The 23,493-nt window shown below is 44.7% G+C and carries 27 protein-coding genes and 1 pseudogene; 26 read left to right on the top strand and 2 right to left on the bottom strand.

Features of this window, described 5'->3' with window-relative positions; genetic code table 11:
- The first annotated feature begins 47 nt into the window (after positions 1 to 47).
- On the top strand, positions 48 to 1,673 hold the full coding sequence (locus K2225_RS13085; RefSeq protein WP_220585171.1) for a M20/M25/M40 family metallo-hydrolase: 1,626 nt from the start codon (positions 48 to 50) through the stop codon (positions 1,671 to 1,673).
- 9 nt (positions 1,674 to 1,682) lie between these two features.
- Positions 1,683 to 2,207: an AAA family ATPase gene (locus K2225_RS13080; RefSeq protein WP_220585170.1), complete on the top strand. Its 525-nt coding sequence runs from the start codon at positions 1,683 to 1,685 to the stop codon at positions 2,205 to 2,207.
- A gap of 53 nt (positions 2,208 to 2,260) precedes the next feature.
- On the opposite strand, the gene K2225_RS13075 is transcribed toward K2225_RS13080, so the two are convergent.
- Positions 2,261 to 3,784: an AbgT family transporter gene (locus K2225_RS13075; RefSeq protein ID WP_220585169.1), complete on the bottom strand. Its 1,524-nt coding sequence runs from the start codon at positions 3,782 to 3,784 to the stop codon at positions 2,261 to 2,263.
- Positions 3,785 to 4,007: 223 nt separating this feature from the next.
- On the opposite strand from K2225_RS13075, the gene K2225_RS13070 reads away from it, so the two are divergent.
- The 13 genes from K2225_RS13070 (at position 4,008) to K2225_RS13010 (ending at position 12,310) form a co-directional block, all read left to right on the top strand.
- Positions 4,008 to 4,973, top strand: a complete 966-nt coding sequence (locus K2225_RS13070; protein WP_220585168.1) for an MBL fold metallo-hydrolase — start codon at positions 4,008 to 4,010, stop codon at positions 4,971 to 4,973.
- Between the two features lie 4 nt (positions 4,974 to 4,977).
- Entirely contained in the window at positions 4,978 to 5,772 is a 795-nt protein-coding gene (locus K2225_RS13065; RefSeq protein ID WP_220585167.1) for an SDR family NAD(P)-dependent oxidoreductase, read from the top strand.
- 220 nt (positions 5,773 to 5,992) lie between these two features.
- Positions 5,993 to 7,267: a Y-family DNA polymerase gene (locus K2225_RS13060; protein WP_220585166.1), complete on the top strand. Its 1,275-nt coding sequence runs from the start codon at positions 5,993 to 5,995 to the stop codon at positions 7,265 to 7,267.
- A 62-nt stretch (positions 7,268 to 7,329) separates the two neighbouring features.
- On the top strand, positions 7,330 to 7,662 hold the full coding sequence (locus tag K2225_RS13055) for an iron-sulfur cluster biosynthesis family protein (RefSeq protein ID WP_146812937.1): 333 nt from the start codon (positions 7,330 to 7,332) through the stop codon (positions 7,660 to 7,662).
- Complete coding sequence (locus K2225_RS13050) at positions 7,659 to 7,883, top strand: YqkE family protein (RefSeq protein ID WP_115822387.1); 225 nt, start codon at positions 7,659 to 7,661, stop codon at positions 7,881 to 7,883. The genes K2225_RS13055 and K2225_RS13050 overlap by 4 nt, the downstream gene beginning before the upstream one ends.
- A gap of 205 nt (positions 7,884 to 8,088) precedes the next feature.
- Positions 8,089 to 8,262, top strand: coding sequence for a hypothetical protein (locus K2225_RS13045; protein ID WP_220585165.1), 174 nt, complete (start codon positions 8,089 to 8,091; stop codon positions 8,260 to 8,262).
- Entirely contained in the window at positions 8,252 to 8,593 is a 342-nt protein-coding gene (locus K2225_RS13040; RefSeq protein ID WP_220585164.1) for a TIGR04104 family putative zinc finger protein, read from the top strand. The genes K2225_RS13045 and K2225_RS13040 overlap by 11 nt, the downstream gene beginning before the upstream one ends.
- Positions 8,594 to 8,659: 66 nt before the next feature.
- Positions 8,660 to 9,109 carry a hypothetical protein gene (locus tag K2225_RS13035; RefSeq protein ID WP_220585163.1) on the top strand — a complete coding sequence of 150 codons (450 nt, stop codon included), beginning with the start codon at positions 8,660 to 8,662 and terminating at the stop codon, positions 9,107 to 9,109.
- 60 nt (positions 9,110 to 9,169) lie between these two features.
- A complete protein-coding gene (locus tag K2225_RS13030; RefSeq protein ID WP_220585162.1) occupies positions 9,170 to 9,931 on the top strand; it encodes a class I SAM-dependent methyltransferase in 762 nt (253 codons plus the stop codon).
- Between the two features lie 10 nt (positions 9,932 to 9,941).
- A complete protein-coding gene (locus K2225_RS13025) occupies positions 9,942 to 10,151 on the top strand; it encodes a DUF3951 domain-containing protein (protein ID WP_220585161.1) in 210 nt (69 codons plus the stop codon).
- Positions 10,152 to 10,559: 408 nt separating this feature from the next.
- A complete protein-coding gene (locus tag K2225_RS13020; RefSeq protein ID WP_220585160.1) occupies positions 10,560 to 10,961 on the top strand; it encodes a VOC family protein in 402 nt (133 codons plus the stop codon).
- 75 nt (positions 10,962 to 11,036) lie between these two features.
- Entirely contained in the window at positions 11,037 to 11,363 is a 327-nt protein-coding gene (locus K2225_RS13015) for a YnfA family protein (RefSeq protein ID WP_255574525.1), read from the top strand.
- A gap of 14 nt (positions 11,364 to 11,377) precedes the next feature.
- Entirely contained in the window at positions 11,378 to 12,310 is a 933-nt protein-coding gene (locus tag K2225_RS13010) for an alpha/beta fold hydrolase (RefSeq protein ID WP_220585159.1), read from the top strand.
- Here K2225_RS13010 and K2225_RS13005 read toward each other — a convergent pair.
- Positions 12,307 to 13,443: a DUF2515 family protein gene (locus tag K2225_RS13005; protein WP_220585158.1), complete on the bottom strand. Its 1,137-nt coding sequence runs from the start codon at positions 13,441 to 13,443 to the stop codon at positions 12,307 to 12,309. The genes K2225_RS13010 and K2225_RS13005 overlap by 4 nt on opposite strands.
- A 297-nt stretch (positions 13,444 to 13,740) precedes the next feature.
- Here K2225_RS13005 and K2225_RS13000 point away from each other — a divergent pair, with 297 nt between their 5' ends.
- The 11 genes and pseudogenes from K2225_RS13000 to K2225_RS12950 all read left to right on the top strand — a co-directional run bounded on the left by K2225_RS13000 (position 13,741) and on the right by K2225_RS12950 (position 23,448).
- Positions 13,741 to 14,217 carry a GNAT family N-acetyltransferase gene (locus K2225_RS13000; RefSeq protein ID WP_220585157.1) on the top strand — a complete coding sequence of 159 codons (477 nt, stop codon included), beginning with the start codon at positions 13,741 to 13,743 and terminating at the stop codon, positions 14,215 to 14,217.
- Positions 14,218 to 14,228: 11 nt separating this feature from the next.
- Positions 14,229 to 14,864, top strand: a complete 636-nt coding sequence (locus K2225_RS12995; protein ID WP_220585156.1) for a putative glycolipid-binding domain-containing protein — start codon at positions 14,229 to 14,231, stop codon at positions 14,862 to 14,864.
- Positions 14,865 to 15,104: 240 nt separating this feature from the next.
- Positions 15,105 to 16,031, top strand: coding sequence for a ferritin family protein (locus tag K2225_RS12990; protein WP_220585155.1), 927 nt, complete (start codon positions 15,105 to 15,107; stop codon positions 16,029 to 16,031).
- A gap of 342 nt (positions 16,032 to 16,373) precedes the next feature.
- Positions 16,374 to 17,948, top strand: a pseudogene (locus K2225_RS12985) (long-chain-fatty-acid--CoA ligase).
- A 295-nt stretch (positions 17,949 to 18,243) separates the two neighbouring features.
- On the top strand, positions 18,244 to 18,627 hold the full coding sequence (locus tag K2225_RS12980; RefSeq protein WP_220585154.1) for a rhodanese-like domain-containing protein: 384 nt from the start codon (positions 18,244 to 18,246) through the stop codon (positions 18,625 to 18,627).
- A gap of 12 nt (positions 18,628 to 18,639) precedes the next feature.
- Positions 18,640 to 19,002: a rhodanese-like domain-containing protein gene (locus K2225_RS12975; protein WP_220585153.1), complete on the top strand. Its 363-nt coding sequence runs from the start codon at positions 18,640 to 18,642 to the stop codon at positions 19,000 to 19,002.
- A gap of 101 nt (positions 19,003 to 19,103) precedes the next feature.
- On the top strand, positions 19,104 to 19,400 hold the full coding sequence (locus K2225_RS12970) for a hypothetical protein (protein WP_255574523.1): 297 nt from the start codon (positions 19,104 to 19,106) through the stop codon (positions 19,398 to 19,400).
- Between the two features lie 119 nt (positions 19,401 to 19,519).
- Entirely contained in the window at positions 19,520 to 20,275 is a 756-nt protein-coding gene (locus K2225_RS12965) for a polysaccharide deacetylase family protein (RefSeq protein ID WP_220585152.1), read from the top strand.
- Positions 20,276 to 20,471: 196 nt separating this feature from the next.
- Positions 20,472 to 21,737 carry an ammonium transporter gene (locus K2225_RS12960; protein ID WP_146812953.1) on the top strand — a complete coding sequence of 422 codons (1,266 nt, stop codon included), beginning with the start codon at positions 20,472 to 20,474 and terminating at the stop codon, positions 21,735 to 21,737.
- Between the two features lie 26 nt (positions 21,738 to 21,763).
- Positions 21,764 to 22,729: a DUF294 nucleotidyltransferase-like domain-containing protein gene (locus tag K2225_RS12955; RefSeq protein ID WP_220585151.1), complete on the top strand. Its 966-nt coding sequence runs from the start codon at positions 21,764 to 21,766 to the stop codon at positions 22,727 to 22,729.
- Positions 22,726 to 23,448 (top strand): exonuclease domain-containing protein, encoded by a 723-nt coding sequence (locus K2225_RS12950; protein WP_220585150.1) that lies wholly within the window; start codon positions 22,726 to 22,728, stop codon positions 23,446 to 23,448. Before K2225_RS12955 ends, K2225_RS12950 begins: the two co-directional genes overlap by 4 nt.
- Positions 23,449 to 23,493: the final 45 nt, after the last annotated feature.

Raw genomic sequence — 23,493 nt, 5'->3', positions numbered from 1 at the left:
TGATTGTGTTTGATAATCCAGCAAAAGTCAATAAGGAGTGTGACCCCATGACAGTTTGGCAGACAAAAGAGCAATTGACAGATCTCCTATGTTCTCTTGTAGAGTACCCTAGTATAACGAACAGCAATGAGGAAATCGCGATCATCGAATACTTATATTATATTTTGGAAGATCGCGATTATTATAAAAAACGGCCAAGTCACCTTAACTTGCACCCGCTGGACGATGGGCGTCAATTACTCACAGCCTTAGTGAAAAAGGACGAAGCCAAGGAGACGCTTGTGTTGATTTCCCACGTCGATGTGGTAGGGATTGAAGATTACGGCTCCTACCAGAACCTTGCTTTCTACCCGCGTGAGCTCACTCAAGAGCTACATAAGAATATCGAAGATCTGCCAAAAGAAGCTGCCCGTGACTTGGAGTCCGGGAATTGGCTTTTTGGTCGTGGAACGATGGATATGAAAGCAGGCCTTACCGTCCACCTGTCCCTTTTAGAAAAAGCGATGGCCGGGGAATTTGACGGAAATCTGCTTCTCGTTGCTGTCCCTGATGAAGAAGTAAACTCGGAAGGAATGCTGGCTGCTCTTCCAGCTCTCGCTGAGATTCGTGATAAGGAAGACCTTGTCTATAAAGCTGCTCTGAACGGGGAGCCGATGTTCAGCAAATATCCCGGCGATCCAGCTTATTATTTGTACACAGGGTCCATTGGAAAGACGCTGCCGGGTTTTTTATGTTACGGAAAAGAAACACATGCGGGTGAACCGTTCGGTGGATTGAATGCCAATCTGATGGTCAGCTATTTAGCACAGGAAATGGAATTGAATGAAGCGTTTATAGAGAAGGTTGGAGGAGAGCGGACACCGCCCCCGCTCAGTCTGATGCAGCGTGACTTGAAATTTGAATATTCGGTGCAGACACCTCAGGCAGCGGTCGCCATGTATAACGTCCTCTATATGAAGCAGTCGATCACTGAACTGAATGAAAAGCTTTTACAGGCAGCACAACGGGCGAAAGCTAAAATCATCAATCATTATCACCATCAGGCCTCTTTTTACCTGGAAGGAACACAAACGTCCGCTTTCCATCCCGATATCACTATTCTGACGTATGATCAATTGTACAAAGAAGCGGTCGCACGGTATGGAAAAACGGAGGTAGACCGCCGTCAGAATCGGTTAGTTAATTTAAGAGACCAGGGCGATCGTGATTTCTCTACAACACTTGTCCAAAGTCTGGCGTCCATATGTAAAGATATCAGCCCGATGATTGTGCTTTTTTACAGTCCACCTTTTTATCCTGCGGTGTCGTCGAACGATGACCCTTTCATCCAGCATGGGGCCAAAACGGCTATCGATTATGCCAGGGAGAAGTTCGGAGAAGAGCTTGAAGTGGTGGAGTATTTTACAGGTTTGAGCGATTTGAGTTTTATCGGACCGACATCTTCCACGTCTTCACTCTCAGATTTGACGAAGCAGATGCCGATTCACGGCAATGGTTTTGAGTGGCCGACAGAAGTGATGGAATCGATTACAATGCCAATTATCAACATCGGCCCATTAGGAAGGGATCCGCATCAATGGACGGAACGCCTGGAATTATCCTACAGTTTTGAAAAGCTGCCGCAGATTTTGACGCAGGTCATTCATGAGTTCTTTAGGAAGGACCGAGGATGAGAGATTCTTTTGAGCAAACTTTTCAAAAAGGTCGGTGGTAGGATGGGAATTATTTTTGTTACAGGGTTATCTGGTGTGGGTAAAACGAGTGTACTGCAGAGGTTGGAGAATGAAGGCTATGATGTGGTGGATACCGATAATCATGGCTACACGAAGAAAGTCCCTACGGTAGAGGGGGAGGAATTCGTGTGGGATGAAGAAAAGATTTCCCATCTCATCGAGAGGAGGAAGCGTCCTCACATAGTCTTATCAGGGTGCTATTCAAATCAAGGGGAATTTTATCAATCTTTTGATTATGTTGTTCTACTGGAGGCTCCTTTGGATGTGATGCTTGATCGTGTGAATCAAAGAAATACAAACCCTTATGGAAAGCATCCTGATGAGAGAAAGGCAATCCTAGAAAGTTTCACTCATGTGCTTCCAAAATTGCGTGCCAGCGCAAATGTGGTGATTGATACTTCAAAGGTGGGCATCTCTGAAACGGCTGATCGTCTGAAGAGTTTAATGATCATGGCACATCAGGTCAGGATTTAGGTATAAAAAAAAGCGTCCGGAAATCAATTCCGGACGCTTTTGTTCATGATGGATTACCCATTATATTCGAATCCTGCTCCAGGACCGATTGGTGCGCCGGTCAGCATCCAAATTAACAGCATCAGTGTCCAAATGGCAAAGAATGCAATGGAATAAGGAAGCATGGTAGAAATCAATGTACCAATACCGACTTTCTTATCATACTTTTGGGCAAACGCAATGACAATCGCAAAGTATGGCATCAATGGTGAAATGATGTTCGTTGTAGAGTCGGCAATCCGGTAAGCAAGTGTCGTGAGCTCCGGAGAGTAGCCGAGCTGCATCATCAACGGTACGAATACGGGAGCCATAATCGCCCATTTTGCTGACGAGCTTCCGATAAACAGGTTAATGAAACCGGCCACGAACATGAACGCAATGATTAGACCGATGCCTGTGAAACCGATGGAATCCAAGAACTCGGCACCGCTGACCGCAATGACTTTTCCGAGATTCGTATGGTTGAAGTAGGCAACGAATTGACCAGCCGTGAAGGCAAGGACAATGTAGATTCCCATGCTTGCCATCGTTTCAGACATTTGATTGGCTACGTCCTTATCATTTTTGATCTCCTCTGTAATCTTCCCGTAAACATAACCAGGAACGAAGAACATGATCAGAATGACAGGCACTAAGCTATGGAAAAATGGAGATGCTAAGAAATCATCAGGGTTACGCAATGGTCCCCAGGATGGTACGACGAGCAGGGACAGTAGGCCGATGGTCACGATAAACGCGATCAGCGCACCAATCATACCCTTTTTCTCGAGTGGAGAAAGGTAGTTGACTTCCTCTTTTACGCCACCTTTGTATTCTCCAAGGCGCGGCTCGACGATTTTGTCTGTTACGAGTGTACCGACAACCGTAAGGACGAAAACAGATACGATCATGAAGTAATAGTTCATCGTATAAAGGATCGTATCCGCATACGCAGGATCGATGGTCGCTGCCGCTTGAATCGTCAAATCACCAAGCAATGGGTCGAGCGATGTAAGGAGCAAGTTGGCACTGAAACCAGCGGAAACCCCGGCAAATGCTGCAGCAAGACCTGCAAGTGGGTGACGGCCAAGACCGGCAAATAGAACCGCTCCGAGTGGTGTCAAAACAACGTAACCGGCATCGGCTGCCATACTGGACATGATACCACCGAATACGAGTGCTGCTGTCATCAGTGAACGTGGGACGGATGTAACGAGTCCACGAAGCATCGCACTGATCAGCCCTGAACGCTCGGCAATTCCGATACCAAGCATCGTAACGAGGACGGTACCAAGCGGCGCGAAGCCTACGAAGTTTTCTACCATGCTTTCAAACATATATTGAATGCCGTCACTGGAAAGCAAGTTGACGACTTGTAATGTTTCGCCGGTCGCTGGGTCTTCGACTTCCACGTTCATCGTGGAGAAGATCCAGGAAGCGACGACAACCATGAGTGCAAATATTGCGAACAATGTGACAGGGTGGGGCAATTTATTCCCGACGCGCTCAATCCAGTCGAGTATGCGCATTGTCAACCCTTTCTTTTCTTGTTGTTCCATGATCTTCCTCCTTATTGACCTTTACATTTCTTTTAAATTTACAATGACGCGTTAAAGTATAATGGTATGTAATTTTTATTTGAAGTCTTTTGGAAAAAGTCCCACTAGAAAAAGAATTATGAATAATGAGACGTTCGTAATCTTTGTCATATAGGAGGAAAATATATGGCAGTCGTGCTACAATGTAGAAAAGTGAATGATCATTCAGTATGGAGGAAGTGTTATGAAGACATTGAAGGATACCATTACACAGTTCACATTGCCGACCCCATATGCGGTCGGGGATGTGCATGTTTATTTAGTAAAAGGTGACCGGCTGTCTCTAATTGATGCAGGTGTGAAAACAGAAGAGTGCTGGGAAGCGTTGGTTGAACAGTTAAAGGGAGCGGGATACCAGCCGGAGGATATCGAACAGGTAATTTTGACTCATCATCATCCCGATCACATGGGGCTTGTCGAACGGCTGCCCAATGTAGATGTTATCGCTGGCCACCCGAACTTGAAACCCTGGCTTGAACGGGAAGAAGAATACTTCTCTCATTATGAGGAATTTTTCAAAGGCATGTACAAGGAATCTGGAGTACCTGAGCGCTTTTTTCCATTGTTAAAGGGATTGAGGAAGACATTGAATTGGACGTCAGAAGGAAAGCTTACCCATGAGTTGACCGAAGGCGACCGGTTACCAGGTCATGAAGAATGGATCACGATCGAAACACCCGGTCATGCCCAGAGCCATTTATCCTTTTATAGAGAAGGCGATGGGGCATTGATTGGTGGAGATCACCTCCTGTCCCATATTTCGTCGAATCCTTTACTTGAGCCTCCCCACAAGGAAGGAGAAGCACGTCCACGACCGTTGCTCGACTATCGCCTATCTATGGAAAAGTTGTTACAGTGGGAGATTGGTACGGTCTATCCAGGGCATGGAGAAACTTTTGATCATGCGCACGAGCTGATCCCAGAACGATTGAAGAAGCAGGAGCAACGGGCAGAAAAGGTGCTTCGGATGTTTAGCGAGGGGCCATTACGTGCATATGACGTATGCAAGCGTCTCTTTCCGAAGCACATCGAGAATCAATTCGGTTTGACGATGTCAGAAACAATCGGACAACTGGACTACTTAGAAAGCGTGGGGAAACTTAAGATTTCTTACGTAAACGGAGAGAAATTCTATCAAGCAAATAGGTGATCGAATGAATGAACGAGTAAAAGGGAAAAAAGTGCTGATTACTGGAGCCTCAAGTGGAATTGGGGAATTTCTAGCCATTCACGTGGCGCAGCAAGGCGGGACCCCGATCCTTGTTGCACGGACCGCCCACAAATTGGAAATCATCTCAGGGAAGATTGAAGAAGCCTTTGGTGTCAAAAGTCCATGGTACCCTGCAGATTTATCGAATGATGCCGAATGGAAAGATACGATCGACCGGATTTGTTATGAACACGGCTCGATCGACGGGCTGATTAACAATGCAGGGATTGCTGTGTTCGATCCTGTGGCCGAATCGAATTGGCAGGACATCGAGCGTATGCTCTCTGTTAACGTGAAGTCACTGTTCCGAGCCACGCATCAGCTGCTGCCCCATTTGGTGCAGCATGGAGAAGGACACATTATCAATATTGCATCACAGGCAGGCAAAATCGCCACACCAAAATCAGCGGTTTATGCAGCGACTAAACACGCAGTCATAGGGTTTACGAATGCGTTGAGGATGGAAGTAGAACCTTTAGGCATTTATGTCACTTCCGTCAACCTTGGACCTGTGAGAACAAATTTCTTTCAACAGGCGGACCCGAGCGGAAAGTATGAGAAATCGGTCGATAAGATCATGCTTGATCCAAACCGTGTAGCAAGGACTGTCGTCCATCATTTATTTACAAAACAGCGAGAGATCAATATGCCTTCCTGGATGGACTCCGGCAGTAAAGTCTATTCTCTCGCACCAGTCGCAATGGAAAAACTCATGCAAAAACAATTCAACAAAAAATGATCCAAACCACACAAAAACCTCTTTCCTCTTTAGGGAAGAGGTTTTTGTGTGGGGAGAGTGAATGGGAGGTGGGAAAATATGTATGACCTGGTACACCAATATTTGTAAGACCTGGTCAGACAGGAGGTCAGACAGGAAATGGTAGCAGGAATTGGCACTTGCAAATACGAACATATATTCGCATAATGAGGATATACTAGGTAAAGGAGGTGGAGGCGACATGGGAAATCCGAGCATTGATTATGGGAGGTATCCGGACAGAGGGATTTTGTGTGTGGACATGAAGAGTTTCTATGCGAGTTGTGCGGCCATTGATCGGGGACTCGATCCGCTGACGGTGCCGCTCGCCGTCGTTGCGGATACGAACCGTAAAGGAAGTGTCGTATTGGCTGCGACGCCGGCGATGAAAAAGAAGTACGGCATCCGCACAGGAAGCCGCCTGTTTGAAATTCCTTCCGCGCCGGAAATTGTCATCGTCTCCGCGCAAATGAGAAAATACTTAGAAGTATCCACCCAAGTAACGAACCTTTTTCACAAATTCGTTCCAAAAGAAAAAATTCATACCTACAGCGTCGATGAAAGCTTTTTGGAAGTGGGGGATAACAAAGGGAAATTTGGCGTCCCGGAGGAAACGGCTCAAATGATCGTCGATGAATTAAAAGAAACGTTCCATCTGGATGCAGCAATCGGGATCGGTCCGAACATGCTGCTTTCCAAACTCTGTCTCGATCTTGAAGCCAAAAAGAAAGGCATCGCCCGCTGGACGTACGGCAACTTTCGAGAGAAGCTGTGGCCGGTCGCTCCCTTGTCAGAAATGTGGGGGATTGGACCACGACTTGAACACCGTCTGAATCGTATGGGCATCTGGTCTGTTGGCCAACTGGCAAAATTCCCACTCGAACGCCTTGAAAAAACGTTTGGCGTAATGGGAAACCAGCTGTACTACCACGCGAACGGCATCGACTTGTCTGACCCTGGAGCACCGATCATCCACGGGCAAGTGAGCTACGGGAAAAGTCAGATTCTCCTTCGTGACTACCAAGATCCGGAAGAGGTGAAGTACGTCATCCTTGAAATGTGTGAAGAAGTCGCCCGTCGTGCAAGGAAAAAAGGCCATGCAGGGAGGACAATTTCCCTTGGAATCGGCTATAGTAAAAGTGAAGGTGCGGGCGGCTTTCACCGCTCTGTATCCATTGAACATCCGACGAGTATCACGATGGATATCTACCACGCCTGCCTCACCTTGTTCCACCGCTTTTACAACGGCGGAGTCGTCCGCCGCATCTCCGTTACCCTCGGAAACATTACGGAAGATGCCAACGTCCAACTCGACTTGTTTGATAACGGCCGCGATAAAAAAAGGGACCTCGGTTATGTGATGGATGACATTCGCGAGCGCTACGGACAGGATATGCTTCTCCGCGCGGTTTCCTGGACCAATGCAGGGACCGCACGCCATCGTAGCCGTCTGGTCGGCGGGCACTACGCAGAATAAAACAGAACCGTTGCCTCTGAAGCTCTGTTTTCTTACAATAGAAGAAACAGGAGGGATGAACGATGAAATTACGCATCACCGAAGAAGCGAAGCAGCAGCTAGAACAAATTCAGGATCCTGAGCGTCCGCTCATCCGACTTTTCTATGACACTGAGGGATGTGGGTGCGGCGTGAATGGGCTACCAACCATCCGTCTGGAAAAAGAGGAACGCCCTACCGATCGAAAAGTGGAAAATGAGGACTATTCCGTCATCATTGATGATCAGCAGGCGACTTTTTTCAAAAAAGACATGAAGCTTGATTTTATGAGAGGCACGTTCCGTCTTTCCAGCCCGGACGGGATCCTGAATCCGATCATCCCGATCAAAGACGTGAAAGAAGGAGCGACTGTATGAGTAAGAAAAAGCCACAATCTGGATCACTCGGAGACCAGCTGAATGCCGATGTTCTTTCAAAACTGAAATCAAAAAAGACGGAGCTGAAACAGCAGGCCGTCGAGCGGGAAGAACAGGAAAAGCAGCGTCGCATTGAAGAGCGCAAGCGCGCAGAAGCGAACAAAAGCTTTGAGGAATTGCTGAACGAAAGTGAGCTTGATTGGAAATCCTTCAAAAAATAAGCACTCCACACGGGGTGCTTATTTTTTGTGTTTGTTAAGTTCAGTCGCTATGAATTAGAGTAGGGCGTTACTTCCTCTTGTTAGGGCGCTATTGCGTTCTATAAGGTCGTTATTTCTTTTGCTCAGGTCGCTATCCCTTTGATTTTTTGGAAAAATTGAAACATTCGGAGCATATGGACCGTATAGAGAAGCAGGAGGGAACAAAATGATTGATTTTTTCCTTGTATTCTTCATTGGAACGGTAGGAGTGACGCTCGCTGTCATCGGGTGTTTTCTTGCGGTTGTCCGTAACATTGGATCAACAGGCGAGGCGGAGCGGATCCAACGTGTGGAAAAAGAAGTGGAAGCATTGAAGGAGAGTGGACGGAGTGAGGTGTAAGGCATGCGGACGCAGCTGGCCATTTGGAAAAGCGCTGCTTTCATCGATAAAAGTCACCGGAACGAAAGAGTGTCCGTATTGTGGAGCGGAGCATTATTCTACGAGACGATCCTATCATCGTTCAGGGATATTAGCAGTTTCGGCATTTTGTGTGTTTATGTTTTTAATAGAAACGTTCCACATGCGCCTGACGTCAGCCTTGTTTTTCGCTGTCATCCTTTTAGTGATCGTCCTATTTGTCCAACCGCTGGTGATCCACTTGTCTGATGAGGAAGTCTTGGATAAGGAGTCTCATCTGGATGATTCTGGAATAATACAAGAAGAAACTTGAAGCAGTCTTTTCATCGCTGCACCTGGCAGAACAGTTTAGCAGAAAGAGGTTTAAGAAGGTGATGTCTTGAATTATAAATATAGCAACAAAGAATTATGGAGAAAAAAAGCGAGAGGGTCCTTGTTTAACGTTTTTACAGGTATATTGCCGGTAGGACTGTCTCTGTATTTGCACGGACGTGTTGAATTGTTTATCGTTTTCGCATCAAGTGTCATCTTTCTATTAGGGCTATGGCAAATGATTCACTATTACAAAATGCCTGAGCGTAATTATGTGTGTGTAGAGGAAGATGTTCTCGACATACGGATTGGAATCGCTGATCCAAACACGCGCCTGACAGATGAGGAAATTCATCGTATTCAAAAAATGGATGATCTCATTTCTATAAAAGTAGACAAAGGGAAGGAAGAGAACATTTACTTAAAACATTTATCCGATGAGGATGCAGAATCTCTTGTGGACGAGCTGAAACACCAATACGGAAACCGTATGCACACGAGCGACCACTCAGCTTGATCTCCCATCATTTAAAGATGGAAGCAAACTTACGAATGGAACAAAGAGAGGAAGAAATAGATGAGCCAAACGACAGAACATAACAGTAAAGCATGGGACAAAAAAGTGGAAGACGGGGTACGTTACACCCAAAGCGTCACGCATGAAGCAATCGAAAAAGCTCGTAGCGGGGAGTGGTCAATCGGTGTGACCGCTGATCGACAGGTGCCGAGAAGCTGGTTCCCCGAATCGTTGAAAGGGATGAAAATCCTCTGCCTAGCATCAGGAGGCGGTCAGCAGGGACCTGTTCTCGCTGCTGCTGGCGCTGACGTCACCGTTTTTGACTTATCGGAAAAACAGCTACACCAAGACGAAAGCGTAGCGGAACAAGAAGGACTGGAATTGAAAACGGTTAAAGGTGACATGACTGATTTATCAGCATTCCCAGATGAGACGTTCGATCTGATTGTCCATCCTGTCGCTAACGTATTCATCGAGAATGTACGACCGGTTTGGAAGGAAGCGGCACGTGTTTTGAAGGACAAAGGAACGCTCATTTCAGGCTTTATGAATCCTGTCCTTTATTTATTTGATGCAGATAAAGAGGACGAAGGCAAGTTGGAAGTGGCTCATACAATTCCTTACTCCGCACTCGAAGAGGAAGAAGTGATCGAAGGCGAAACGCTTGAGTTCGGTCACACACTGGAAGACCAACTGCAAGGCCAGACGGATGCAGGCTTCGTCATTGCAGGCATCTATGAGGATGACTTCGGTGGTGGAAGAACGATTGATCACCATATAAAAACAATGCTTGCCACAAGAGCCATTAAATTAAAAGTGTAAGGAGTGGTTTATGGTTTCCATAATCATTACAGTGCTGTTTTCCTGCTTAATTGTTTCTGTTGTCCTGCGTACCGCATATCGTATGTTTGTGAAAAAGCAGTACCCAGACAATTCCTATACTCCATTCGATTACGTAAGCGGGCAGACAGAAACGACTTTTCATGAAGAAGAAAGGGAAGAGGAAGCAGAAAATGACAGAACAGGGCAGCGTTATCACTAAACGTATGCCCTGTTTCTTTAGTACTGAGTTATTAAAGAATATGGCAGGATTGTGTAAGACTCAGTTTCGAGACTTTTATGGGAGCTTAGGGGCTCCAAATCCCTCTTAAAGTAACATGCCTAGTTGTGTTGTGAAATCCTGCTTAATCTGCATCGGTATAGGATTCCTAACTACAAAAGCTCTTATTACTGGAAGGTAGTTTCGAGAATGTCTTACGAAAAGTGGGCGGAGGGGAATGGGGAGACTCCTGCGGGAAAAAAGTGCAGGGTGAGACCCCACAGGACGAAGTCTGAGGAGGCTCACCGCGCTCCGCGGAAAGCGAGCTTTTATAATATAAGAAATCTATAGTGAAAGGAGGAATTTCAAGGGTTTGGTGGAATACATAGATCGATAGGAGGACGACGTATCATGAACCATTCATTATTCCGAGTAGGGACCATTTATTTACCAGTCCAAGAGGTAGATGAATCTGCAATCTGGTATCAAGAAAAGCTTGGAGCTGGTATCAATTATAAAGATAACCAGAAAGCCATCATAGGTTTAGCAGGCATCAGTATATTCTTAGTGAAATCATCGCCGGAACAAACATCCAACTTCTTGGATGTGGTCGGAAGCTCTCGTTTTGCGATCACATTCGAAGTGAATGGAGTAGAAGCTTTGAGGGCTTTACATAAAGAATTAAAAAACAAAGGAGTCTCGGTCGGCGAAATAGAAGACAGGGGCCATCCTGGTTTGAATTTTGTATTTGAGGATCTACAGGGGAACCGATTGGATGTCTGGAGTGAGTTGAGTCCTGCTTATGGAGTTTGATGGTGGGTGGTCTGTGACGGTCGTTGGTTCTCCTGAAAATGATGATAATGATAGCTTTTTACAGGAGTGATCATAATGATCCAACCATTCGTTTTGTTTTTATTAGCAGGATTGGCTGAAATCGGAGGAGGGTATTTGATTTGGCTATCCATCCGTGAAGGAAAACCACTTTCCTGGGGAATAGCAGGAGGATTGACACTTGCCTTGTACGGCGTGATCGCTACGTTTCAAAGCTTTCCATCTTTTGGTCGTGTATATGCTGCCTATGGTGGTGTGTTCATCATTTTATCGGTGTTGTGGGGGTGGGGCGTGGATCGTAAAACGCCTGATTTATATGACTGGATTGGTGCAGGGATCTGTATGATCGGTGTATGTGTGATGTTATTTGCGCCAAGACAATAGGAGATGAAAATCGAATGAAAAAAGGAATTCGTGGTTTGGTGGCAGGCTTAGGGTTTCCATTAACGGTTTGGAATATGGTCATGAATGAAAAAAGCAGGGTGCTCCCTCCAGGAATGATGGTCCATACGGAAACCAGTGATACACATGTCATTTCCGAGGGAGAAGGGCCTGTGACCATTGTTTTGGAAGCAGGGTTCAGTTCGATTTCCCTCGACTGGCTTTATGTTCAGCCGGAGCTTGCACGTCATGCGAGGGTGATCGCCTATGACCGCGGAAACTATGGGTGGAGCCGTTCAAAAAGGAAAAGCAGGACGATCCTAGATTCTGCAGAAGAATTGCATGAAGTACTTTCAAGAATGGAAGCAAAGCCTCCCTATATCCTCGTCGGTCATTCATATGGAGGACTCATTATTCGTCTTTTTGCTTCTCTATATCCAAATGAAGTAGCCGGTCTAATTCTTGAGGATGCGGCACATGAGCATTATTACCTTCCGACAAAAGAGAATGTCCAAAGGCTGAAAAAATTCCAGCGAATACTGACGTTTGGGTTTCTCACATCATGGGTCGGCTTACCAAGACTAATGAAGCAGAGAGTGGGACGTAATGAGTTAAATGAAGAATCTAGTCAAGCTTTAAACTACATCGGCTATCGGCCGAAAAGCTTTCTTGCGGCATATGAGGAATATCAAAACGCAGAAAAAAGTGCAAGGATCATTAACGAAAGCCAGCCTTTACAGCCATCTTTGCCTGTGATTGTGATCAGCGCGAATCATCCTTCCGAACATTGGCAGGAGTATCAGGAACTGTTAGCAAAACTCACCCCGTGCACAGAGCAAGTTTTTGCTGATACCGGCCATTCTGTTCATTTGGAGAATCCGGACCTTATCGTTCGTAAGGTTCTTGAACTGATCCAACAAACCTCTCATAGAAGCCAGTTACATAGTTAAGGGCGGTCTTCGGGCTGCCCTTCTGTCTTGTGAAAGAAGGTTTGTTTCGTTTGAGAGGCGAACTCAATTTCTTCCAACGTCCGGCAATAGACCAGTTCAATGTCTCCATCGAATTCTTTTGCATTCTTTTTCATTATGTCCAGGACGCTTGCATTTTTGAACCAATCCCCTGTCTCCGCTTCTGAATGGACCCAGTCCTCCCAGACAATATTCAGTTTAGGGCTGTAAATTTTGGGCCCGTTCTGCTTTCGTCTGCATGGGCTTACGGTCATTTCATGAACATGGCCCGGGGGTGTTTCATTGACATCATTAAATAGTTGCGGCCAGTAATCCTTGCGCGAGCCCGTGTGCGTATGAGCAGAGCACCATTGGACAATTTGATCCAGACGTGACCGCACCCCATAAAGAAGCTCGTAAAGAGATCTTCCGAGAAGAATGCGTTCATTCACAGCCGAGAAGTGATGGACTGTTCCTCCGACCAGTTTGATCTTTTGTTGGAGAGGAGTCACATAAGGAAAAAGGATATGATTCATTGAAAGCACATCTTGAAGTTTGAACATCACTTTATCCATAACCGTCGCCATATAGAGATGATTTCTTATTACTCGATCCTCGATATAATGCTGTTCATTGACGATCAGCGCTTTAGTCAGTTCTTCACTGTTTCCATTTTTCCAAAAGCGTTCCCAAAAAGGTTTCATGAACTTGGAAACATTCAAGGCATCTAATAGGTGGTAGAGGGGGCGGCCATGCTTCAAACTGGCATCATACAATAATAGTTGTGGATAAGCATCCTGAAAAATGAGCCAATTTCCCCGTTCTAAAAAGACGAAGAAGTCTGTGGCTTCTTTTCCTGTCAACAACTTCGGCAGGTATTCCCCCTTAAGGTCAGTCATGTTCCATCCAGCGTTTCTGGATACAAGATGAGCGAGCAGTGCCCAATGAACTTCAGGATGTTTTTCGAAAAAATGAAGGTACGCCATCGTACGCGTGACGTTGTTTCGATTTTTTTCCTGGGTGATCCTTCTTATTTCCTTCACCAACGCTTCTTCTTCCGTCGTCAATGGGGACGGGGGCGATTTCAATGCGGCCTTCAAGTCTTTTTTCAGCATGCGCCATTTGGATGAAAACATATCCTTCTCACCTCCTACTACGAATATATTTCCGAATGGAATGCAACATGATTAACTTAGTATTTGTCCGCCATCATTCTCTATGTAAAAAAAGGAAGGAATATCAATTTGGATAGCGAATTTTAAGAGAAGGAGGAGCGAGATGGATTACGCTTTGAAGAAAAAGATAGCCAATGACATCAGCTGAGGGGCAGGGCTTTTTGGAGAGGAGGTTTTTTGTCACGTTGCAACGAGACCATATCACGTAACTCCCCCCATACTTCTCCAGTGTCCATGTGAAGAGATGGAGGGTGAAAAATGGTTCAATTCCGAACGATTGATTTGAGGAAGGATCGGCAGGCTATTATCGATTTCCGCAAAGATTCGTTTATGGTGAGCTTCGGAAACACCGAAGGCTTTGATGTACAAGCTTACTTATTCTATGTGCTTGAAAAAGTAGAGCGGTATCCTGATGGTTTCGTCATGGCAGAGGTAGATGGAGGAGTCATTGGTCAGCTCGAGTTATCCGTGAAAAAATATAAGGGGCGGAAAATCGGATATATTCACTTGTTTTACCTGATTCCTCGCAAGCGTGGGGAAGGCATAGGAAAATCCCTTCACAACTACGCGGTCGATTTTTTCAAAAAACATAACCTGGAGGAATATCATTTACGGGTAGCCCCTGATAATCGTCAAGCGCGGCGATTTTATGAGAAAGCAGGGATGGAAACGATCGGTCCTGAACTTGATGGAAAAGTCATTCGGATGAAAGGGTCTGTCACAAAAACCATATAGGAGGGAATCATATGGAGCAGCGTGTGATTTGGAATCACCTGGAGTCTGCTGGAGCGGAACATTTAACTCTGAAAAAGTTGACCAATCATATGGAGGTGCGAGGGACGGTATTACTTGTCGATCGGGGAGTGCCGCATCATCTTACTTATGATTTGAAGCTCGGGCTAGATTGGAAGACGAAAAAAGTGAAGATTTATCAAGAGCAGGAGACAGAGCCCTTTGTAGTCCAGGCGGAAGACCAGGATAAGTGGTGGGTCAATGGCAGGTACGACGAGAATCTGGATGGTGCGACGAACGTTGATTTGACGATCACGCCTTTCTCGAACACATTGCCGATCAATCGTGTGACCTGGCATATAGGAGAACGACGGACGTTCAAAATGGTTTTTATCGATGTTTTAAAGAAAGAAGTATTTCCCCTGCTTCAAGTGTATACGTATTTGGGAGACAACGATGGCTATAGGATCTTTCAATACCGCTGCAGGGATTATGAGACTGCTCTAGTCATCGATGAAGAAGGCTGGGTCGTTGAGTATCCGGGTGCGTTTGAAAGAAGAGCGCTGTTGACAACTGGAGACCGGATGATAGATAAACGGCCACAGCCTCTTCTCGCTAATGCGCCCTCATCGTCCGGTGTGTTTTATTAAAAGGTGTAAAAAGTGAATACGACTCTATAAGGAAACCATGCTAGAGTTTTCCCGCAGAAGTGTGATGAAGCGAAAGTCTTCCTCACACTTTTTTTGATTTCACGAGCCTTTATTCAAACGTTTCTTCCCCAATGTCAAATTCCGTTGAATAATAAATGGCAGGAGATCTTCGACTTGCACACAAAACTGCCCAAATTTCATAGGATAGGTTGATGACTTCTAAAAGGAGGTTGGATTCGATTGTACCGGAATCAGTATGGATATACATTCAACCCTTATGGTTATGATGGTTATTTCCGCATTCAAAATGATCAGTCCCTCGTCAAAGATGTGGAAAAAGCCATTAATGGGGAGTACAGTGCGATTGCTTGCTACAATAAATTGGCTGATTTAGCTCCTACACAGCAGGCAAGACAGCAAATTTATGAGATTCGCCAGGATGAAATCCGTCATTATGAGGCCTTCAGCAATATTTATAAGCAACTGACGGGAAAGCAACCATCACCCAAAATTACCGAGCCGTGTCCCGATCAATACAGGGATGGAATAGAGGGGGCGTTTTTCGACGAACAAAAGACGACAGACTTTTATCATGAGATCGAGCGGAAAGCTCAGGATCTCTCCATCAAAGAAACGTTCCGTCAGGCTGCGGCTGATGAACAGAATCATGCCGTTTGGTTTCTTTATTTTCATACATTTCCCCAAATGGGTCGTTCTGAGATAAGGCAGCAGGAATATAGAGCAACTGGTGCCTTAAGCGCTTCTTCATTAACCCTTGCGGACATGTTGATCTATGCCGTCCAGGATGAATATCTTGCACAAGCCCGGTATGAAGATATTAGAAGGGAATTCGGGGATATACAGACATTCGTCCGTATCCAGGAAGCAGAGAAACGTCACATTTCAGCCTTAAATACACTTTTCACAAGATATCAAATTCCAATACCATCCGATGAGGCAAGTCAGTATGTAACTACTCCTGCCAGTGTGAAAGCCGCTTATGCAGCTGGTGTTCAGGGGGAAATTGAGAACATATCCATGTATGAGAAGTTCTTATTGTATGATTTGCCAGAGGATGTAAGAACTGTTTTTACACAATTAAGGAATGCGTCATTGAATCACCTCGCCGCCTTCCGTCGCGGCCTTGCACGGAAGGGAGAGTCATAAGAGCTGCAAGACAGCTCTCTTTACATAATTTCCTGAAACCTTCACCTTAAGCCGTTCAGCCTGTATCCCGCCAATTCTAAATACATCCGTGATTACCAGACAACGGATGGTCAGGAGAGTACAGAAGATCCTCAAATGATCGAGGGACTTGGATTTACAATAGACGTGATTAATGAAGAAAAAGTGATGATGTGAGAAAACTGCCAAACGGCAATTTTTCTTTTTGAGGTAAAAACATCTGTTAGTGTACACAAGATACAATAATCTGTTGATATAGTACAGATTACCAATTAGAATAATATGTAAGATATTAATAATTTTACTAAAAGGAGAGGGTATCCGATGCATGTTCCATTGATATTGACAGAGTTTCTGGACAGGGCAGTAACATTATATGGGGACAAGCCGGCGATCATTGATGATGAATGGACACTGACATACCAAGAGATGAACGCTAGGGTTAATCAGCTGTCTAGAGGTCTTGAATCCTTAGGTGTGAAAAAAGGGGATTAGGTGGCATATCTTGCTCCGAATTCCACGGAGATGCTTGAAGGATTTTACGGTGTCTTTCAGCTGGGAGCTGTAATGACCCCATTGAATACAAGGTTGAAGCCGGCCGACTATCATTTCATTTTAGAGCACAGTGAAAGTAAAGTGCTTCTTGTCGATCATACTCTTCTGCCCTTGGTAGAAGAGGTAGTGCAGGACCTATCTTCCTTAGAAAAAGTGATTGTCCATGGAGACGATTCTAAGGAAGGATATGAGTCATGGCTGTCCCAATTTTCACCGGATCGTTTTGAACGGGAGCCTATAGAGGAGACAGACATTGCGTCTTTACTTTACACGAGCGGAACGACCGGAAATCCCAAGGGGGTATTGTTAAGTCATCGGTCCAATTACCTCCATGCTCTGTCATCCATGCATCACCTGAGAGTTTCGGATCAGGATACTCTTCTCCATGTCCTGCCCATGTTTCATGTGAACGGATGGGGATCTCCTTTTTACTATACGGCGAACGGGGCTACACAGGTGATGCTTCGAGAAACAGATCCACAATTAATCGTAGATAAAGTAGAGAAACACCAAGTGTCTGTGCTACATATGGCGCCTACCGTTCTAAACATGGTTATTGGGGCTTACGAAGAGGAGCAGCCATCGATGGATCACGATGTAAGAGTCGTGATCGCAGGTTCTGCCCCTCCACCAGCTTTTGTCCGTAAAGTGGAAGAAGACTTGAAGTGGAAATTCGTTCAGGTGTACGGCATGACGGAAATTTCACCACTGATCACTACTTCAGAACTCCGATCTATGGATGTGGACCGCCCTGCGGAGGAGCGTTATCGCTTGAAAGCGAAAGCTGGTTACAGCATGATCGGCAGCCAAGTGAAGGTGGTAGATGAGTTAGGAGAAGAAGTTCCGAGCGACGGATCTTCTATAGGGGAAATCGTAACAAGATCAAACAACGTGATGGAAGGGTATTATAAGAATGTGGAAGCTACCAATGAAGCGATTAGAGACGGGTGGCTCCATACAGGAGATATGGCAGTGGTTGATGATGGTGGGAATATTGAAATTGTCGACCGTAAAAAAGATGTGATCATCAGTGGAGGAGAAAACATTTCTTCCATTGAAGTTGAAGCGGCACTGTATGAACACCCGGCGATTCTTGAAGCGGCTGTAGTTGCCGTTCCAGATGAAAAGTGGGGAGAGGTACCCCATGCGGTAGTTGTGGTGAAGGAAGGAGAAACCCTCTCAGAAGAAGAGGTGATCCTGTTTTGCCGGGAAAAGCTGGCTCATTTCAAAGCACCAAAAAGCGTTTCTTTCATTGAAGAACTTCCGAAGACAGCATCTGGAAAGATTCAGAAAGTCGTCATTCGGAAAAAGTTTTGGAAAGACCAAAATCGAATGGTCAATTAAATAAGACTTCTCTTAGCCTGAAGCCGGCGAGCTTCAGGCTTTTTTTGTTCAGGAAAGGATAAAAAGGATTACCTGGTCCACTAACTGGGATCTCTGGACTCTACGTTTGAAAAAGATAGTGCCTTTCCTTCGTTATCTTGCGGTTTTGTTGTTTGCTAAAAGATCACGAAGTCTTTGTTCTGGAAAATAGGCTTATTCTCTGATTAAATATTCTGTGGAAACAGAGACCTTAATGTTGACACATATACCTTGTAGGGTATAAAATGTTTTTAGTTCAAGACAAAGGAGGAACATCATGTCATTAGTGATGATCGTAACGTTAATCGTCGGAACGGGGCTTTTTATGCTTCACCGTTATCTCCCGGTCTCTCACGTGAAAAAGATGGACATGTCCGAAATAACTGCTGAAAATGATGACATGGTCGTTCCTGTTGATACGAGGGATTATCAAACGTCATCTCATGATAAAATGGAGCATGCGGTTTGTCTGCCGCTGGCTTATTTAGAAAGACATCACCAAGATATACCACAACGCCCGATTGTTTTAATTTGTTCAGATGAAGTCGAAAAGAACTTGGCAGCGAGACTGCTTAAGAGAAAAGGTCATGAAGTGATCGGTTATACCATCCCGGTTAAACACCAGGAGTGTCGAGCGATGCCGTGCATGATCGAAAAATAAGGGGGGAACCACATGGAAGCGATTCTCCCTTGGGGGATTGGATTGTTCCTCGGATGGTTGGTAATCAAGAAACTTTTACCCGTAAAAGGTGTTCAACATACAACCGTCCAGGAAGTACAGACGCGTTTAAAAGATAAAAATGTGCAATGGATTGACGTCCGGACGCCAGGTGAATTCCGAGCGTATCACAAAAAGCCATTTAAAAACCTCCCTCTTTCCGATCTTTCAAAACGAACGGCGGAATTGGACCGCGATAAAGAAGTCGTCTTGATTTGTCAAAGCGGAATGAGGAGTATGAACGCAGCGAAAGTATTGAAAAAACAAGGTTTCGAAAAAATCACCAATGTAAAAGGCGGAATGAGTGCCTGGGGTTAAGGAAGCATTTGAGGAAAAGATCAGAAGAAATCTGGTCTTTTTTTATTTTTCTGAAACTTCCTCCTCAGGTCCCTCGTAGACGTAGGTAGTGGGGTGAGGATATGTTTTGGATGTATATAATACTTGGTACCGCTGTGGGTGTCGGCATGTTTTTATTCTTCAATTGGTTGATGGGTTACCGGAAAGGCCATATCCAAATTGATTTTGATGAACGCTATATGGATCACCAAGAGTATATTCAGGCGATTGGTGAGGAACTAAGTGAAAGAGGGCACAAGGTACACTATAAAGGGGATCATGTTTTTATGGTGGACGGAAAACCGTATGTTTTCTTTGAAAGAAATGTTCCCATGGGTGGCGTTCCTTTGCAGCGGACGATATTAAAACCTAAAAAATAACACCTTTAAACCAGTTCCTTCAGGGGACTGGTTTTCCTGTGGGTGGACTTTCCGTTTTTTAGCTGGGATAAGACAGCTATTAACCCACAAACTAATCAAAAAGGAAAGGGGTGTTTCACTTGAAGGCATTCACCCTGTATCTTTTCATCCTTCTATGTATTTTTCATGTGAGTGTTGTAAGCGTTTACGCGAAAAACCATCCTAGGAATTATTATGAAGAACAAGGGACGGCGATTTGGGATGTGCCTATTTCATCGAAGTATATAGCCCTTACTTTTGATGATGGTCCCAGCTCAGAGTACACGCCTGAAATTTTGGATATTTTACAAGAGCATAATGCGAAAGCTACCTTTTTCGTAGTAGGCTCAAGAGCTCAGGAGAATCCTTCGATCATCAAGTCGATGGTGAAAAGTGGTCACGAACTTGCCAATCATAGCTTTCACCACCCGGATTTTACAGGCATAACGAAAGAAGAGCTGATTCATGAAATGGACAACACGTCAGAAGTTCTGGAAAGTTTGACAGGGGCTCCGCCAAGGTTGTTTCGTCCACCTGGAGGCGTGTATAACGATATTATTGTGAATACAGCTAATGAAGAAGGTTATATGGTCGTCATGTGGTCCTGGCACCAAGATACAAGGGATTGGAAAAGTCCCGGCGTCCATAATATTGTAAAAACCGTAGTTAACAACACGAGGAACGGGGATATTGTCCTTTTTCACGATTTTGGAGGCGATCGTTCACAAACGATCGAGGCGTTAAAGCAGATTCTCCCTAAACTGAAAGAGGAAGGCTATCAATTCGTTACCGTCTCCGAATTACTTCAAAAACATACAAAGTATAACCTCCTTCATGGAGTTAATGGTGTAGAATGATTGACGATCCCAAAATATTGGGATCTTTTTTTGTCTTAAGAATGCGATGGTGGAGGGGTTTTAATCAACTTCGGAAATTTTGATCATACCTTATGTTAAGAAACCTGACATTTATAGTTGTGTAAATATTGCGACTTTGATACAATGCTTAATAACATAAAATGTTATAAAATCTAACATAAGGGGAGTTAAGAGAATGGATGCTACTTTTTTGATGAACAATCTTTGGATCATCGTATGTACGATCCTGGTTTTATTAATGCAAGGGGGCTTCATACTACTTGAAGCAGGATCGACACGAATGAAAAACGCCGGCCATATTGCAGGGAAAACGGTTTTTACAGTCGGTATTGTTTCCGTTGTATTCTGGGCATTGGGATACGGACTGATCTATGGGGAAGGAAATGGATTTATTGGCTTTTCTAATTTCTTTTATGGGGATGCAACGACGATGGGAGAAGGGTTAGCGGGATCCACAGACTTCCTTTTCCAGTTAGCGTTTGCGGCAATTGCCATGACAATTGCTTTTGGTGGTTTTGCTGAGAGGGCCAAACTTGTTGCCTACGTTATTTTCGCTATTTTATTCTCTATTCTGGTTTATCCTGTTATTGCTCACTGGATTTGGGGAGGCGGCTGGTTAGGTGAACATGGAAAGCAGGACTTTGCCGGTTCAACGGTTGTCCACTTAACAGGTGCTATGGCAGCATTAGCGGCTACGATTATCCTGAAGCCTCGTATCGGAAAATACAATAAAGATGGTTCTTCTAATGAAATTGCTGGCCATAACCAGGTATTTACTGCCTTAGGTGTTCTTCTCTTGTGGGTCGGCTGGTTCGGTTTTAATGCAGGAAGTACATTCGGAGTAGCGGATGCATTCTTTGGTTATGTAGCTCTTAACACCCAATTGGCTGCTGGTGCTGGTGCAATCGGCGCGATGCTGATGGTTTGGGCAGTGACTGGTAAAGCAGATGTACCGACAACGTTGAATGGTGCCCTTGCAGGTCTTGTTGCGATTACAGCCTCTTGTGCATTCGTTGAACCTTGGGCAGCCGTTTTAATTGGCTTGATCGGTGGTGGAATTGTATTCTTCAGCATGCGTTTCTTCGATAAAAGAAGAATTGATGACCCGATTTTCGCTCTCTCTGTCCACGGTGTCGTAGGTGTATGGGGAACGTTGTCCAATGGTTTGTTTGCCACGCCAGAACTTGCTTCTGTAGGTCGTCCTGGGTTGTTTTACGGTGGTGGATTAGAACAGCTTTGGGTACAAACGATGGGGGTTGTGAGTAGTGGATTGTATGCGTTTATCGTGTCATTCATTATCTTGAAAATTATGGATAAAGCAATGGGTGGTCTTCGTGTATCTGAAGAGGAAGAAATCATGGGTCTTGACTTAAGTGAACACGGCGGTTATGGCTATCCGGAAAATTTGACGCCTCCAAAAAAGACAAAATCAGGAGCGTAAAGACGTAATCATAAAGGATGGAATCGATGTTTAAGACATATGAAGAAATCAGAGTATGGCGGGAAGACATGATTGAATCTGTGAGTGATGATCATTTGCAGTTGAATGCTTTTCACGATCAATTGATCCACCATACTTTCCATCTGGCAAAAGAAAAGGTTGAACGTGAGCAGGGGCCGACCCCTGCTCCTTTTGCATTTTTTCTGATGGGAAGTGCAGGAAGATACGAGCAGTCGTTATGGAGTGACCAGGATCACGGAATTCTGTTTGATGGGGAAGAAAAACATCAGGATTATTTTTTATTACTGGGAGAAGAAATCAGAGAAGGGATGGCTATCGTCGGTTATGAAAGGTGTGAAGGGAATGTAATGGCTTCCAATCCTCTATGGTGCCAACCCGTGGACATATTCACCCGGCAGATCTCGGAATGGTTAAGAGAAGCAGAGTGGCAGTCCCTCAGGCATTTTCTTATTTTCTTCGATTCTCGCGTGTTGGTGGGGGAATCAGAACTCTTGCTCAATGTCAAAGAGGCTTCTTTTGCAGTGATTGATGAAGAGCCGGAGCTTTTGAAAAGGTTGATGGAAAATGTCAACTATGTAAAAAAAGGTGTAGGAGTTTTTGGACAGTTGCTGCCGGATTACAGTGGCGAGAAGAAAGGTCATTTCAACTTGAAACAAACGGTCTACTTTCCATACATTAATGCTTTAAGAATCCTGTCCCTTTTTCAACATGTTACAAATTCTTCAACGATATCAAGATTCGGGGTGCTGCGTTCCCTCTACCCCTCTCTTTCTGAATATGAAAATGGTTTCCGGCAGTTCCTTCAGCAAAGATTGGAATTGAAAAAAGATGCTGAAAATTATCAAAATGTCCACGTAGTTAAAGTGGAACAATTATCAAAAGAGGAAAAACAGCAGTTGAAAAAGCAGGTCAAGAGCGCTCAAAAGCTGTATCAAATGGCGAAATCCATCATTAAAGAGGATCGCACATGAATCCGTTTGTACAATTTGTAAAGGACTTGTCCGGGAAAATCGGTGGTGGCCTTTCTTCATTGAATCAAAATGATCCATCAAATATGGCCTATTTAAGGAACTTGGAAAGAGAGATGAAGAATGAGAACACTCTCGCCCTCCCTTTTGATGATTTGAGTATTACGGTTTTTGATTTGGAGACGACCGGCTTTTATCCATACAATGGCGATCAGATTTTATCCATAGGAGCTGTGAAAGTAAAAGGAGACCAAATTGTTGATAACCGGACCTTCTATACTTTGGTTGGGACAGATGCTGAGCCATCCAAGGAAATCGCAGCCTTGACGGGAATTACAAGGGAAATGGTTGAAGGTGCTCCTCCTCTGCGTGATGCTTTAAAGAGCTTTTTCGATTATGTGAAGGCAGATTTACTTGTCGCTCATCATGCCAATCATGAAAAGCAATTTATGAATCATGCGACATGGATCGCTTTGAGAAAAAGGTTCCAGCATAGAATTGTTGATACAGCCTTTTTGACAAAGGTTCTTCATAAAGAGGAAGCGTTGACGACTTTAGATGAATGTTGTGAGCATTATGGAATTGATATAAAAAAACGCCACCATGCGCTTTATGATAGTTTGGCAACCGCTGAGTTATGGGTGGCCTGTACAAAAGAATTAAAGAAAGAAGGATTCTCTAATTTGAACGAAATTTATGCAAGGCTCGCCACGATGGAATGAGTGCCTGGACCTCTTCATGTTCTTCTTTTTTTCAGCATAAGATTG

Source organism: Halobacillus sp. Nhm2S1 (assembly GCF_019599545.1).
Lineage (GTDB): Bacteria > Bacillota > Bacilli > Bacillales > Halobacillaceae > Halobacillus.
Note: the sequence above shows the minus strand (reverse complement) of the source record. Positions and strands in the feature narration are given on the sequence as shown.